Source organism: Tenebrionibacter intestinalis, from assembly GCF_016632365.1.
Classification (GTDB): domain Bacteria; phylum Pseudomonadota; class Gammaproteobacteria; order Enterobacterales; family Enterobacteriaceae; genus Tenebrionibacter; species Tenebrionibacter intestinalis.
This window is the reverse complement of record NZ_JAEPBH010000031.1, coordinates 42,065-55,919: the sequence shown is the minus strand read 5'-3', so window position 1 is coordinate 55,919 and position 13,855 is coordinate 42,065. Positions and strand designations below refer to the sequence as shown.

The window sequence follows — 13,855 nt, the reverse complement described above, 5'->3', positions numbered from 1 at the left end:
AACCGCAGGGAGAGCTTCACATTCGGCCTTCAGTACCTGCTGAAGGTGCGTTCCCGGCTGGAGTGGATTTGGATGCCGATGAAATTACCGCTGGCGTTGCTGGCAGGGGTGGCGCGCTGGGTGGCGATGCAGACCAGCGCGATTCCGCAGTGGCCGCAGGCCGTGCAGGACGCCTGTGTGACTGAGCCGGACGATCCGGTGAACGTGAGCACGGCAAATAACCCCCGGCATCTGTGGCGCTATGTGCTGGCGAATGAAGCGCGGGAGGAATATGAGGCCCGCTACGCGCGGCAGACGGCGGCGAATAACCGAATCAGGGCAAAGCTTGCCGAACGTTATGGAAAAAAGATGGCCTGATACACGGCGAGCGGCCGTATGAAGGCGATTTTTTACGGTACGGAAAACGATAAGATTTAAACCTGTTTGACCGCTTGCTTACAGAAAGGTAAACCTTCTTGTTAATAGAATAATCTCGTAAAACGCAAAGCGTTGTATTTACCCGCCAGCAGGAATGGTTGCGTTTATTAAGCCATGCCGATAAAACATTTCGTAAAACAGCCGCATAATTCCGATATGCGGGAAGCTTTCTACTTTTCTTTCGGTCGATACAGTAATTTTGTTTAGCCTGCTGACGTGCAGGCCGCGTCTGCGGCGTTGTGCGCTTTTCTTATTCAGTCAGCCTCTTGCGTGCATATCACAAGGCCCGGGAAGGCGCGGCCCCCTTGTCGACAAAAACTGCCCCATGCTGAAGCGTGACTCATCTTTGCGGCTCAGGCAGGCGTGATACATTTTTTTATCGATTCCTCCGGCGAAATAGCGTGGCATCAGTCAAACTTTTGACTCACCCTTGCTTCTCCTCCCTTATCCCAGCCGGGGTAAGGTTGTTTAGCGAGGGCCTGGCGTACTGACAAATATACCGTTTCACCTACTACAGGAAGCCGATTGCTTATGTCACAGCCCACCTTCAACAAAACCCAGTTTCAGGCGGCCCTGACGCGTCAGTGGCAGCATAACGGACTCCACGGCGCTGAAGAGATGACCCCGCATCAGTGGTGGCATGCCGTTAGCGGCGCTCTGGCGGAAATGCTGGCCGCGCGCCCGGTAAAAAAAGCGCGTAACGGGCAGCGCCACGTTAACTATATTTCGATGGAGTTCCTGATTGGCCGCCTGACGGGGAATAACCTGCTGAATCTGGGCTGGTATACGGCGGTGGCGGAAGTATTGCGCGATTATGGCGTCGAGCTTAGCGATCTGCTGGAGCAGGAAGCCGATCCGGCGCTTGGCAACGGCGGCCTGGGGCGCCTTGCCGCCTGTTTTCTGGATTCTATGGCGACGGTTGGCCAGCCTGCGACGGGCTATGGGCTGAACTATCAGTACGGCCTGTTCCGTCAGTCTTTTGACGATGGCCGGCAGGTGGAAGCGCCGGATGACTGGCAGCGCGGCCGCTACCCGTGGTTTCGGCACAACGCGGCGTGGGATGTCCGTGTCGGTATAGGCGGGCGGGTGGAAATAAAGGGGGGCCGGCATGACTGGCAACCGGCGTTTGTGTTACAGGGAGAGGCCTGGGATCTGCCGGTGCTGGGTTATCGCAACGGCGTGGCGCAGCCGCTGCGCCTTTGGCAGGCGAAACACGCGCATCCTTTTGATCTTACGCGCTTTAACGACGGTGAGTTTTTGAAGGCCGAGCAGCAGGGGATTGATGCGGAAAAGCTCACAAAAGTGCTCTACCCGAACGATAACCACCAGGCGGGTAAAAAGCTGCGCCTGATGCAGCAGTATTTCCAGTGCGCCTGTTCGGTAGCGGACATTCTTCGCCGCCACCACCTGGCCGAACGCGGGCTGGCGGCGCTGCCCGATTATGAAGTTATCCAGTTAAACGACACGCATCCAGCCATCGCGATACCTGAACTGCTGCGCGTGTTGCTTGATGAACATCAGCTTGGCTGGGATGAGGCCTGGGCCATTACCCGCCGCACCTTTGCCTACACCAACCATACCCTGATGCCGGAGGCGCTGGAGCGCTGGGATGAGCGTCTGGTGCGTTCGCTGTTGCCGCGCCATATGCAGCTTATCAAAGAGATAAACGCCCGCTTTAAAAAACGGGTAAACGAAACCTGGCCTGGCGACGAGGCCGTATGGGCGAAGCTTGCCGTGGTATATGAGGGTAAGCTTCGCATGGCGAACCTGTGCGTGGTAGGAAGCTTTGCCGTTAACGGTGTGGCGGCGCTGCATTCGGAACTGGTCATCAAAGATTTGTTCCCGGAATATCACCAGCTCTGGCCGAACAAATTCCATAATGTGACAAACGGCATTACGCCGCGTCGCTGGTTAAAGCTGTGCAACCCGGCGCTGGCGACGCTACTGGATGAAACGCTAAAAAAGGCGTGGGCCAGCGATCTGGATGCGCTCAGCGGGCTGGAAAACTGGGCGGATAACGCGGCGTTTCGCGCGGCGTATCGCGACATTAAACTGCGCAATAAGCAGGTACTGGCCCGGTTTGTGAAAGTACGCACTGGTATCGATATTAATCCGCACGCGCTGTTTGATATTCAGATCAAGCGCCTGCATGAGTACAAGCGCCAGCATCTTAACCTGCTGCATATTCTGGCGCTGTATAAAGAAATACGCGAAAACCCGCAGGTTGACCGCGTGCCGCGCGTGTTCCTGTTTGGCGCGAAGGCGGCGCCGGGCTACTGCCTGGCGAAAAATATTATCTACGCCATCAATAAAGTGGCAGAGGCGATAAACCGCGATCCGAAGGTGGGCGACAGGCTGAAAGTGGTGTTTTTACCAGACTACTGCGTCTCGGCTGCGGAAAAACTGATTCCGGCGGCGGATATTTCCGAGCAGATTTCTACTGCGGGCACGGAGGCTTCCGGTACCGGTAATATGAAGCTGGCGCTCAACGGCGCGCTGACCGTCGGCACCCTGGATGGCGCAAATGTTGAAATTGCCGGGGAAGTGGGCGAGGAAAATATTTTTATCTTCGGCCACACCGTAGAGGAGGTAAAAGCGCTAAAGGCGAAGGGCTATGATCCGGTGAAATGGCGTAAAAAGGATAAACTGCTGGATGCCGTGTTAAAAGAACTTGAGAGCGGCAAATATAGCGGCGGCGACAGGCAAGCCTTTGCCCCCATGCTACACAGCTTAGGTAAAGAGGGCGGCGATCCGTATCTGGTGATGGCGGACTTTGCCGCCTACGTTGAGGCGCAAAAGCGGGTGGACGCGCTCTACCGGGACCTGGACGCCTGGACGCGGGCGGCTATCCTGAATACAGCGCGCTGCGGCATGTTCAGCTCAGATCGCGCAATACGCGATTATCAGCAACGTATCTGGCAGGCTAAACGCTAAGAAGGAAAGAGCATGGGGAGCAAACACCTGGCGAAAGCCGCCGCGCGCGCGGGGATCGCCGCCAGCTATATCAACGCCCGCGGCGAACGCCAGAACATTTCCGCCGATACCCGCCAGCGTTTGCTGGCGGCAATGGGTAGCGCGACCGACCACGAAGCCAACGCGCCGCTGCCGCCGGTTAAGGTCTTTATCGTCGGTCGTACCATGGCTTTCTCGCCTCAGTGCGAAGGCGAGTATCAATGGTTGCTGATTACCGAAAGCGCAGAGCGGCAGTATCGCGGATACGGGCAGAGCGGACAGGCGCTGACGCTGCCGCCTGATTTGCCGCTCGGCTATCACCGCCTGACGCTGATGCGTGAGAATCTGTGCTGGCACTGCCGTATTATCGTTGCGCCGCAGCGCTGCTATGAGCCAAAAGCGGTACGGGCAGGAAAAAAACTGTGGGGCGCCTGCGTGCAGCTTTATACCCTACGATCCGACAATAACTGGGGGATTGGCGATTTTGGCGATTTAAAAAAGATGTTGGGCGAAATCGCCCGGCGCGGTGGTGCGTTTATCGGCCTTAATCCGGTTCATGCGCTCTATCCGGCAAACCCGGAGAGCGCCAGCCCGTATAGCCCATCTTCCCGTCGCTGGTTGAATGTCATGTATATCGACGTAACGGCGGTTGAGGACTTCCAGCATAGCGCCGCGGCGCAGGCCTGGTGGCGCAGGGATGAGACGCAAAACGCGCTGGCGGCGGCGCGTGAGGCGCAGTGGGTGGACTACAGCGCCGTGGCAGCCCTGAAGATCGCCGCGCTCAGGCTGGCCTGGCAACAGTTTACGACGCGCGATGCGCAGGACGATGCGTTTATCGCTTTTCGCCAGTATGTAGGCGAGCGCGGCGCCGGGCTGTACCGGCAGGCCGCCTATGACGCGCTACACGCCCACCTGATGCAAAAAGATGCCGCTAACTGGGGGTGGCCCGTATGGCCGGAAGGCTACCGGGAGGCCGCATCGCCTGAGGTTGCGGCATTTTGTCAGACGCATGCCGACGAAGTGGATTTCTGGCTGTGGCTACAATGGCTGGCCTACAGCCAGTTTGCCGCCTGCTGGGCGGCGTGCCGCGACGCGGATATGCCCATCGGTCTGTACCGGGATCTTGCCGTGGGCGTGGCGCAAGGCGGTTGTGAAACCTGGGGCGATAGTGAACTGTATTGCATGGAGGCGACGGTGGGCGCGCCGCCGGATAACCACAACCCGCTTGGGCAGAACTGGGGGCTGGCGCCGATGAACCCGCACGTCATGGCGGCACGCGCCTACGATCCGTTTATTGCGCTGCTGAGCGCTAACATGGAAAACTGCGGCGCGCTGCGTATCGATCATGTGATGGCGTTGCTGCGCCTGTGGTGGATCCCCTGTGGTGAAACGGCGGATAAGGGGGCCTATGTGGCTTACCCGGTAGACGATTTGCTGGCCATTCTGGCGCTGGAGAGCCATCGGCATCGTTGTATGGTGATAGGCGAGGATCTTGGCATTGTTCCGGTGGAACTTGTCGATAAGCTACGTGACAGCGGCGTGTACTCCTATAAAGTGCTCTACTTTGAGCAGGACGGCGCAAACCACCTGCGCGCGCCGCAGGCATGGCCCGAGCAGGCAATGGCGGTTGCGACCACGCATGACCTGCCGACGCTGCGCGGCTGGTGGGAAAGCGGCGATCTGACGCTGGGCAACAGGCTTGGGCTGTATCCGGATGAAGCGGCGTTCAATGCGCTCTGCGCCGACAGAGCCAGAGCGAAACAGGGCTTGCTTGATGCGCTGCATCAGTACGGATGCCTGCCTGCCGGCGCCGGGCGCAAGGCGTCGCGTATGGCGATGACGCCGCTGCTAAACCGGGGTATGCAGCGCTATACCGCCGACAGCCGCTGCGCGCTGCTGGGGCTTCAGCCTGAAGACTGGCTGGATATAGCAACGCCGGTCAACGTGCCTGGCACCAGCAGTGAGTATAAAAACTGGCGGCGTAAGCTGACTGCCACGCTGGAGGCGATGTTTGCCGATGAGGGCGTCAACCGCCTGTTAAAAGATCTCAATCGCCGCCGCCGTAAGCTTACTCGCGCCAGCCGTAAGGCGTGAAGACGGTGCGGGCCGTGTCGCGACTCCTGGGCTACTCAGGATACTGCGCCGGTCAGAGCACAGGCGGAGGCTTTTATAAAGGCTTCGCCATGAGGAGGGAAACGGACTACAGGCTTATGGGCGCTTCAGCTGGCCCTGTTATTGCTCCCACAGCCAGACGAGCGGAACGCCCTGTAAAGCTGAACCGGCCTGGCTTGTTGACGCTAGACGGTGCGATAAATGCGCAACGATAACGTCGTGCAGGCCAGGGAGGTGAAAAGCGTGACGCCGCGAAAGCGGCGCCGGTTTTAATCAGTAGTAGGAGTGCTCGCCGCGCTGGTGCTCGGTGAGATCGCGCACGCCTTTCAGGTCGCTGAATTCGCTGAGAAGCTGTTTTTCGATGCCTTCTTTAAGCGTAACGTCAACCATTGAACAGCCGTTGCAGCCGCCGCCAAACTGAAGGATAGCATAGCCTTCATCGGTAATTTCCATCAGCGAGACGTGGCCGCCATGGCCTGCCAGTTGCGGGTTAATTTGCGCCTGAATGAAATAGTCCACGCGCTCAATCAGCGGCGCGTCATCGGCCACTTTACGCATTTTGGCGTTAGGCGCTTTCAGCGTAAGCTGTGAACCGAGCTGGTCGGTGACGAAATCAATTTCCGCCTCTTCCAGAAACGGCGCGCTTAGTTCGTCGACGTAGGCAATAAGCTTATCAAATTTAATCGCAGTATCCGTTGCCTCAACCGCGTCGGGCGGGCAGTAGGAAACGCCGCATTCCGCACTGGGGGTACCCGGGTTGATGACGAACACGCGGATTTGTGTTCCTTCCTCCTGATTTTCAAGGAGTTTTGCAAAGTGTGCTTGCGCAGCATCGGAAATACGGATCATAAGCTGTAACCTAATAGTTGACTCATTTACCTGGTTATAATACGCCCATCCCGGATAGGCTACAAGGTGCGGCACAGACACCAGACCTGTAGTGACGCCGCGCCGCAGCGCTTGAGCAGACGCGCGACTTCCGTCGCAGTGCTGCCAGTGGTAACGATATCATCCACGATAGCGATATGGCGATCCTTTAGCGCCAGATCAAGCTGGAACGCATTTTTCAGGTTGCGGGCGCGTAACCGGGCGCTGAGCCGGTGCTGTAGCGCGGTGGATTTTATCCGCGTCAGCGCGCGCGTTTCATAGCGACAGCCGAGCCAGTGGGCAAGCGGCTGCGCCAGCAGGGCGCTTTGATTATAACCACGCCGCCACTGGCGGCGGCGGTGCAGCGGCACGCTAACCAATAGTTCCGGCAGCGCCAGCGCGCGTTCGCGGCGAGCCTGAAGTACGCGCAGCAGCATCAGCCGCGCCAGCGGTGCGGCCAGGGCGGGGGTTTGACGAAACTTGAGGCGCTGCGCCAGCGTTTTGAGCGGCGCATGATAATCGCCTACGGCCACCATATGCTGCCAGAGCGGCGGCTTTTGTATGCAGCGCCCGCACGGCGATTGACTGCTTAGCGCGGGCAGGCCGCACCGGGGGCAGACCGGCGCGCTTTTTAGCAGCGCTCGCGTACAGCAACTGCAAAATCCGTGCTGCGCCAGCGCCAGCGGCGAAGCGCATAGCCAACACAGGGCAGGGATTGTTAGCATAGGTTCCTCCTGATTGCGTGAAGAGAATCCTACCTATGAATGAGATCTGGTGGCAGACCGTGGGCCAGGAAAAACGTCAACTTGTGCTGCTGCACGGGTGGGGGCTGAATGCTGAAGTATGGCGCGGCATAGTTCCCCGACTGCGCTCGCAGTTTACGCTGCACCTGGTTGATTTACCGGGCTTTGGCCGCAGCCAGGGCTGGGGCGCGATGACGCTTGAGGCCATGACGGATGCGGTAGTGTCGCGCGCGCCTGCGCAGGCGTTATGGCTTGGCTGGAGCCTCGGTGGACTGGTGGCAAGCCTGGCGGCGCTGCGCTACCCACAGCGGGTGGGCGGCCTTATTACCGTTGCCTCTTCGCCCTGCTTTAGCGCCAGGGATGACTGGCCGGGTATCCGGCCTGAGGTGTTGGCGGGGTTTCAGCAGCAACTGAGCGCGGATTACCGGCGTACCGTGGAGCGTTTCCTGGCGTTACAGACGCTGGGCACAGACAGCGCGCGCCATGACGCGCGCTTGCTTAAAGAGGTGGTATTGCATCAGCCCATGCCGACGGTGGAGGTTTTGAACGGCGGGCTGGAAATTCTCAAACAGGCGGATTTACGCGCGGCGCTGTGCGCGTTGAACCAGCCATTTTTGCGGCTTTACGGGCGGCTTGATGGCCTGGTGCCGCGCAAAATCGCCGGTTCGCTTGACGCGCTATGGCCGCGCAGTGAATCGCTGGTTTTCCCGAAGGCGGCCCACGCGCCGTTTATTTCTCATCCGGCGGCGTTTTGTGAGTCGCTGCTCGCATTCTGTGACCGGGCGCGGGAGAAGACGCCTGCCGCTTAACGTAAAGCGCCGAGGGTAAACCCGGCCCGTAGACCTGCGCCCACGTCGTGATGACGATATTCGCTGTGGCTGTACCAAAGGCGGCTGTCGAGCGTCAGCCATTCCCGTACCGGCGCGTGCCAGCTCAGTTCGCCGCCGGTGTACTTATCTGCCGTTGGCCACGCCAGGTTGATGGGCTGAGAAAGCCGGTTAACCTGCGCATGTTCCAGCCTTGCGCCGAAGCGCTGTCCATCCTCCAGCGTGACGTTAACGCCGAACGTGTATTGCGTTGCGTCTGCGCCGATGGAAGCGCCCAGTGGGTAGCCTTGCTGATAGTAGCCTTCTTTATAGTTACGATGCGTGTAACTTATGCCTTCTTTATGCATGCCGGTACGGGTATCCGCACCTTCCAGATACCAGCTTACCTGCCGGGTATCCCACGTATGCATAACTTCCAGACCAGCCATATACATCACGTGTGACGGCGTAAAGCCGGACTCGTCCTCGCCAATAATCTGTCCGTATACAGCAGCAGGCATATTCGCCAGCGGGTTGAGATTCAGGCGAAAGTCTATCCCACCGAGCTGGTTGCCGGGGTCTTTACTGGCGTCAGTGGTGTTGTCACGTCCGATAATGGCGTTGCCAAATGAAGACAGGGACTGGGGGCGGCCGTCTCCTCCCCACATCAGGGTGCGGGAAAGCCCGATTTGTAGCGCGGAAAAGGGCATAATGCTCAGCCTGGCGCCAAACAGTTTTGGCTCACTGGGCGCAGAATACTGGCGTAGCTGTCCGGCGCTGAGCTGGTAATTCCACGGCCCAAGCCAGGCAAGCCAGGGGGTTTTAAACGCAGCGGCGCTGGCGCGCTGGAGCTGAAAGCCGGCGACGGGTCTGGCCGCATCTGAGCGTATCAGGCTACTTGCGCGCCCCGGTCCCCACCACTGGGGTATTTCGCCAAAGCTTAGCCACTGATCGAAAAGTTTTACCGAGGCGCGGGAGCCGTTGAGCGTAAGGCGACCGTCGTCGGAAATATAGCGGTGGCTTTCGAGCTGGCTTTGAAGCTGCAGTTCCCAGTGTTCATCGCCGCTGCGAAGCCCTAAATCCAGCCCGTGCGCTGCGGTTTGTGATTGCTGAAAGCCAGGGGCAAGCCTGGGTTGCTGACTTGTGGTCCACAGTTGAGCACTGACAGGGGCCTGTAACTGGCGGATGCGCTTATCTATCCGCGCCAGCGCGTTGCGGGTGGCAGGATCATTTTCTGTGCGTAAAGAAGCCAGCGATTCCTGTACAGCCTCTTCGCTTAGCGGCCAGGTGGTGAGATCCAGCGCCAGAACATGGCGGCTGGTAAGCCAGGTAAGATCGTTGCGCAATGCTTCATCGGGCATCAGCAGCCCGGCGTAAACGGACGACGAACCTGACATCAACAGGCACAGCGCGCTGGCGCAAATGGATAATTTGCGAGATCCAAACAACATAAAATTCCCTTTTAATCATTGTTAATGCGTTTTCGCGGTCGGATTATTTGTTAATAAATATATTAAAGTCAAATTTTGTTGATTATTTAAATTATTGTTTGGAGGCGTTTGCGAGATTTTATGCTTTTAATTATTAGGAGATTTCTTGGTGTATTTAGTTTGAGGAAATTGAAATAATTTTTTTCTGAATTTGTTTTTTATTTTTGATTAATAAACAGATAGTTAAATAGGGTTGATTATTTTGAGTGTATTCTTAAAAATAAGTTTATCGTTATTTTAGAGGATTGTTTTTTTACGACGTGAAGTGGTTTTACCGGTATTTTATCGTTTGTAGCAATGTTGATGAAATGACCAACAATATTAAATTCCGGTTAGAATATGTTCAGAATAAGTATTCAGGCTGCGCCTCTTGAGCCAGCATCATGAGAATTAAGGGACACAGCCTGGAATAGGGGAGCAGGCTGTAGAGGGCGTGTATTTTACCTGCGAGGGGAGAGAACATTAAAAGGAATAGCCGGGAAAGTAAAAATATGCCCGCGCGCTGAACTGGCGGGCATACGAGGCGCTCAGGAAAGTAGTGTCCACTGCTCCGACAGGCAGCTTTTGCGCTGCGGGCAGCGTCGACAACTGCCGGGAAAGCAGGCGTCGTCAGACGCCGGCGACACGCGAACGGCAAGCTTCATTCTCTCAAGGTGCGAGAGCAGCGCCTCAATGCGCGGCAGCGGCGTAGCGAGCAACTGGCTAATTTGCTGTGTTTCCAGGCGCCCGCGCAGCGCCAGTAAATCCCGCACTTCTTTCAAACCGGCCATATGCTCTCCTTAGTGGCAGCTACCACTGCTGGCGGCGCCAGGGCGGCTTGCGTTCAGCAGGTTGACGTTAATGCGGCTGCGGGCGCGGCGCAGGCCGCCGATGAGCAGCACGTTGAAAAGAATGACCGCCGCAATGACTACCATGCTGTAGCGCGGATGTGCGCTAAAGGTGGCGCACTGGTACCACAGCGCCGCCAGCGAATAGCCGATGTTCAGGCCCCACAGAATGGAGAATGTCATCCAGCCGCGGCTTGATTCCCGGGCGATAGCGCCCATAACCGAGATGCAGGGCATATACAGCAGAACAAAGATGAGGTAGCTGTAAGCGGCGGCATCGCTGCCGAATTTGCTGCTCATCACGCTCATCGCGCCGCTGGCCATTTCGCCGTCGCCTTTGCTGGCTTCGATGGGGTTTGCCAGCACGCTCAGGCTGAACGTGTCCTTCAGGCTTTGCCAGGTGTCGCTGAGCGCTTCCCCCAGCTCCTCGCGCAGGCTGAAGGATGCCGGATCGAACTCATCGTCATGCAAATCTTCCGCGGTGTAGAGCGTGTTCAGCGTACCGACCACGACTTCTTTAGCCATTGCGCCGGTAAACAGCCCAACGGTGGCCTGCCAGTTATCCTGTTGCACGCCAATAGGGTGCAGCAGCGGCGTGAGCGTTTTACTAACCGAAGCCAGGGCGGAATCATTGATGCTGTCTACCGGTTTGCCGCTGAACGAAAAACTGTTGAGCGCGCCGATAAAAATACTGACGATGACGATAACTTTACCGGCGCGCAGCACAAAGCCCTTCAGACGCTGCCAGGTTTGCAGCAGCAGGCTTCGCAGATGCGGCACGTGATAAACCGGCAGTTCCATCACAAACGGGCTGGCCTCGCCGCGCATCAGCGTATGCTTGAGCATCAGACCGGTCAGGATCGCCATAACAATGCCCAGCAGGTAGAGCGAAAACACGACCAGCGCGCCGCTCTTGCCGAAAAAGGCGGCGGCGAACACGGCAAAAATGGCCAGGCGCGCCCCGCACGACATAAATGGCGCCATCATAATGGTCATCAGCCGTTCGCGCGGCGCATCCAGCGTGCGCGCGCCCATCACTGACGGCACGTTGCAGCCAAAGCCGACAATCAGCGGGACAAAGGATTTCCCCGGCAGCCCCAGCGCCTGCATCAGTCTGTCCATAACGAACGCCGCGCGCGCCATATAGCCGGAATCTTCAAGAAACGACAGGAACAGATACATCATGCCAATCTGCGGGACCAGCGGCAGAACCGTATTAATGCCCCCGCCGATGCCCTGGGCCAGAAATACCGTCAACCAGTTTGGGAAGTGCAGCACGGCCCCTAACCACTGTATGCCGTGGATAAAGATTGCCGCCGAACCGCCGTCAAAAACAGGCTGAAGCGCGCCGCCAATATTAATTGCCAGCAGAAACATCAGGTACATCACCAGTAAAAAGACAGGCAGCCCTAATACGCGATTGAGTACGATTTTATCCAGCGCGAGAGTGAGTCGGTTTGGCTCGGCAGTCAGGCTGTTGCTTGCGCCGTCGCACAGTACGGCGATGCTCTGATAGCGCGCGTCGGCAATTTGCAGCGCCGGATCGCCGCCGTTGGCCTGTAACTGTTCGCGTACCTCGCGCAGCAGCGCGTTCGCCGCATCGCCGGCGCGCGCCTGGCTGTAGATATCGCCTTCCAGCATTTGCAGCGCCAGCCAGCGCCGCTGCTGATACGGAACGGTTGCCGGGATGCTTTCCGCCAGCTTTTCAGCGCCGGCCCGCAGTGGGCGAGGGTAGTGTACGTGCTCAATGTCCTGATTACCCTGATGGCGATCGATAGCCAGTTTCAGGCCATCAATGCCGCGCCCGCGCGTGGAGATAAGCGGCACGACCGGGCAGCCGAGACGGGCGGATAGCGCGTCGATATCAATGCGGATATGCTGCTTTTCGGCGATATCCAGCATATTGAGCGCCACTACGCAAGGGATACCCAGTTCCAGCAGTTGCAGCGTCAGGTAGAGGTTGCGCTCAAGGTTGGAGGCGTCCACTACGTTAATCAACATATCAGCCTCGCCGCTCAGGATATAGTGGCAGGCTATTTGTTCATCCAGCGAGGTTTGTGAAGATATGGTGGTCAGTGAGTAAGTGCCGGGCAGGTCGATGAGCGTGACCTGGCGGTCGATGGTGCTGAACTGCCCTTCTTTGCGCTCCACCGTTACGCCTGCCCAGTTGCCCACCCGCTGGCGCGCGCCGGTGAGCTGGTTAAAGAGCGTCGTTTTACCTGAGTTAGGGTTGCCAATCAGACCAATGGTTAATTTTTTCATTTTTAACGTGAACTTTTATTATGAATTTCTGAAAGCTGGCGTTATGACGCGGCTTCGGTATTGAGCAATGCGAGATCTTTTTTACGCAGCACCAGGCTGACGCGACGCGTTTCAATATGTATCGGATCGCCAAAAGGCGCAACGCGCACCACGCGAAACGATGATCCAGGCAGCATACCGAGTGAGAGAAGCTTTTGCCGATACGCAGGGCGGATCTCGCTGGCGAAACCTGTAATCTTCCACGTACTGTTAGGGAGAAATCGCATAATGGCCTTCCTGTAATAATCGAGAAGCGAATAAAAGGCGGCTGGTGCTGCCTGGTGAAATACGTCAACCAGAAGAAGTAGAACTATACGATGATAATGAGAATGGTTTTTATCTGCAATTAACAAATTGTCATGAGCAACGCATTTTTATAGCAAAATGGAAAGAAAGTATTTCAGCGTGAATAAAAAGGATGAAAAGTTAATAATGATGTGCTGAGGTGAAGAAATTGCACGTTATTACCTCCCGATATTTCAGTAAAAATAAGCTGCGCTAATACTTTATATTAAAATTCGCGAATAAAAACCGGTTAGTTTTCCGGTAATTAATTAGGGGAAAGGAGAATTTTTGATATTAATTTGCGATTTTTCTGCGTAGCCATAGCCCCTGCTCCAGGTTATAACGCTGCGGTCAGTTTATCGTTGTGCCACAGAGGCTGATGAACTGTTATGGAACGCATAATAGTTAAAGGAGAATCCTGATGAATAAGCGCATTGCGCTGGCATCCCTGGCGTTTTGCCTTTCTGCGTCGGCAATTGCCGGTGAAGCTTACGTCTGCCGGTCAAAGCCGCAACCCATTACCAGCGGGCAATCGCTGAGTAATAAAACGATTTTTGTCTGTTCCGATAGTCTTCAGGGTACGCTGCCGCAGTTGGCGAAAGAAGGCTGGCAGATTGTTCAGGTGTTTCAGCAAACCGATGAAAATGATGATGCGCCTACGCCTGAAATTTACCATGAGCTGATTGTACAAAAACCGTAAAGTAGGGTGCCGTGATGCCTGAGCCGGTAAATAAAAAGCGCCGCAGCGGCCCCGGAGATGATTGTCAAACGCCGGTACGCGTGGCGGCGGCCCGGAATATTCGCAAGGTAAACCAGTAAGTTCAATGAATTATTTTTCGTCTGCTAACGGCAAAAAGGGCAAAACGCAGTTTTGCCCTGAGACTGCTGACAAACCCCATCCTGTCGCAGACAGGATGGACGAAATACAATAAGAAAAATCAATGCATTGATTTTCGCCTGCTTACCACAAAGAAGGAAAACCCCGTTTTTTCCTTCTTTGACAACAAGCTGAAAGGGCAAAACGTGGTTTTGCCCTTTTTGTCGTCAGGCGGAGG

General features: G+C 56.5%; 10 protein-coding genes and 1 pseudogene. 5 read left to right on the top strand and 6 right to left on the bottom strand.

Translation table 11 applies throughout. The annotated features are described in order from the left end of the window. The 3 genes and pseudogenes from JJB97_RS12500 to malQ all read left to right on the top strand — a co-directional run. A pseudogene (locus tag JJB97_RS12500) lies at positions 1–357 on the top strand (hypothetical protein); the annotation flags it as partial. Positions 358–948: 591 nt separating this feature from the next. Next, on the top strand, positions 949–3,351 hold the full coding sequence (gene malP, locus JJB97_RS12495; protein WP_238714334.1) for a maltodextrin phosphorylase: 2,403 nt from the start codon (positions 949–951) through the stop codon (positions 3,349–3,351). 12 nt (positions 3,352–3,363) lie between these two features. Further along, positions 3,364–5,463: a 4-alpha-glucanotransferase gene (malQ, locus tag JJB97_RS12490; protein WP_238714333.1), complete on the top strand. Its 2,100-nt coding sequence runs from the start codon at positions 3,364–3,366 to the stop codon at positions 5,461–5,463. A gap of 291 nt (positions 5,464–5,754) precedes the next feature. On the opposite strand, the gene nfuA is transcribed toward malQ, so the two are convergent. After that, positions 5,755–6,330 carry a Fe-S biogenesis protein NfuA gene (nfuA, locus tag JJB97_RS12485; protein WP_238714332.1) on the bottom strand — a complete coding sequence of 192 codons (576 nt, stop codon included), beginning with the start codon at positions 6,328–6,330 and terminating at the stop codon, positions 5,755–5,757. Positions 6,331–6,389: 59 nt separating this feature from the next. Next, entirely contained in the window at positions 6,390–7,073 is a 684-nt protein-coding gene (gntX, locus tag JJB97_RS12480; protein ID WP_238714331.1) for a DNA utilization protein GntX, read from the bottom strand. A gap of 35 nt (positions 7,074–7,108) precedes the next feature. On the opposite strand from gntX, the gene bioH reads away from it, so the two are divergent. Further along, positions 7,109–7,900 (top strand): pimeloyl-ACP methyl ester esterase BioH, encoded by a 792-nt coding sequence (gene bioH, locus JJB97_RS12475; RefSeq protein ID WP_238714330.1) that lies wholly within the window; start codon positions 7,109–7,111, stop codon positions 7,898–7,900. Here bioH and JJB97_RS12470 read toward each other — a convergent pair. The 4 genes from JJB97_RS12470 to feoA form a co-directional block, all read right to left on the bottom strand. Beyond that, entirely contained in the window at positions 7,897–9,348 is a 1,452-nt protein-coding gene (locus JJB97_RS12470; protein WP_238714329.1) for a capsule assembly Wzi family protein, read from the bottom strand. The two genes, bioH and JJB97_RS12470, sit on opposite strands and share 4 nt — an antisense overlap. 566 nt (positions 9,349–9,914) lie before the next feature. Beyond that, complete coding sequence (locus JJB97_RS12465; protein WP_238714328.1) at positions 9,915–10,157, bottom strand: FeoC-like transcriptional regulator; 243 nt, start codon at positions 10,155–10,157, stop codon at positions 9,915–9,917. A gap of 9 nt (positions 10,158–10,166) precedes the next feature. Beyond that, a complete protein-coding gene (feoB, locus tag JJB97_RS12460; RefSeq protein ID WP_238714327.1) occupies positions 10,167–12,476 on the bottom strand; it encodes a Fe(2+) transporter permease subunit FeoB in 2,310 nt (769 codons plus the stop codon). A 41-nt stretch (positions 12,477–12,517) separates the two neighbouring features. Then, the gene (gene feoA, locus JJB97_RS12455) at positions 12,518–12,742 is read right to left on the bottom strand and encodes a ferrous iron transporter A (RefSeq protein WP_238714326.1); all 225 of its coding nucleotides are present in this window, start codon (positions 12,740–12,742) and stop codon (positions 12,518–12,520) included. Positions 12,743–13,221: 479 nt separating this feature from the next. Between feoA and JJB97_RS12450 the strand changes: the two genes are divergently transcribed. Further along, positions 13,222–13,500: a hypothetical protein gene (locus JJB97_RS12450; protein ID WP_238714325.1), complete on the top strand. Its 279-nt coding sequence runs from the start codon at positions 13,222–13,224 to the stop codon at positions 13,498–13,500. The last annotated feature ends 355 nt before the right edge of the window (positions 13,501–13,855 follow it).

Excerpts from the sequence above, each read along its gene's own strand:
- JJB97_RS12465 (WP_238714328.1), bottom strand. The coding sequence starts at position 10,157 with ATGGCCGGTTTGAAAGAAGTGCGGGATTTACTGGCGCTGCGCGGGCGC.
- JJB97_RS12450 (WP_238714325.1), top strand. The coding sequence starts at position 13,222 with ATGAATAAGCGCATTGCGCTGGCATCCCTGGCGTTTTGCCTTTCTGCG.
- JJB97_RS12470 (WP_238714329.1), bottom strand. The coding sequence starts at position 9,348 with ATGTTGTTTGGATCTCGCAAATTATCCATTTGCGCCAGCGCGCTGTGC.
- feoA (WP_238714326.1), bottom strand. The coding sequence starts at position 12,742 with ATGCGATTTCTCCCTAACAGTACGTGGAAGATTACAGGTTTCGCCAGC.
- malP (WP_238714334.1), top strand. The coding sequence starts at position 949 with ATGTCACAGCCCACCTTCAACAAAACCCAGTTTCAGGCGGCCCTGACG.
- malQ (WP_238714333.1), top strand. The coding sequence starts at position 3,364 with ATGGGGAGCAAACACCTGGCGAAAGCCGCCGCGCGCGCGGGGATCGCC.
- bioH (WP_238714330.1), top strand. The coding sequence starts at position 7,109 with ATGAATGAGATCTGGTGGCAGACCGTGGGCCAGGAAAAACGTCAACTT.
- gntX (WP_238714331.1), bottom strand. The coding sequence starts at position 7,073 with ATGCTAACAATCCCTGCCCTGTGTTGGCTATGCGCTTCGCCGCTGGCG.
- nfuA (WP_238714332.1), bottom strand. The coding sequence starts at position 6,330 with ATGATCCGTATTTCCGATGCTGCGCAAGCACACTTTGCAAAACTCCTT.
- feoB (WP_238714327.1), bottom strand. The coding sequence starts at position 12,476 with ATGAAAAAATTAACCATTGGTCTGATTGGCAACCCTAACTCAGGTAAA.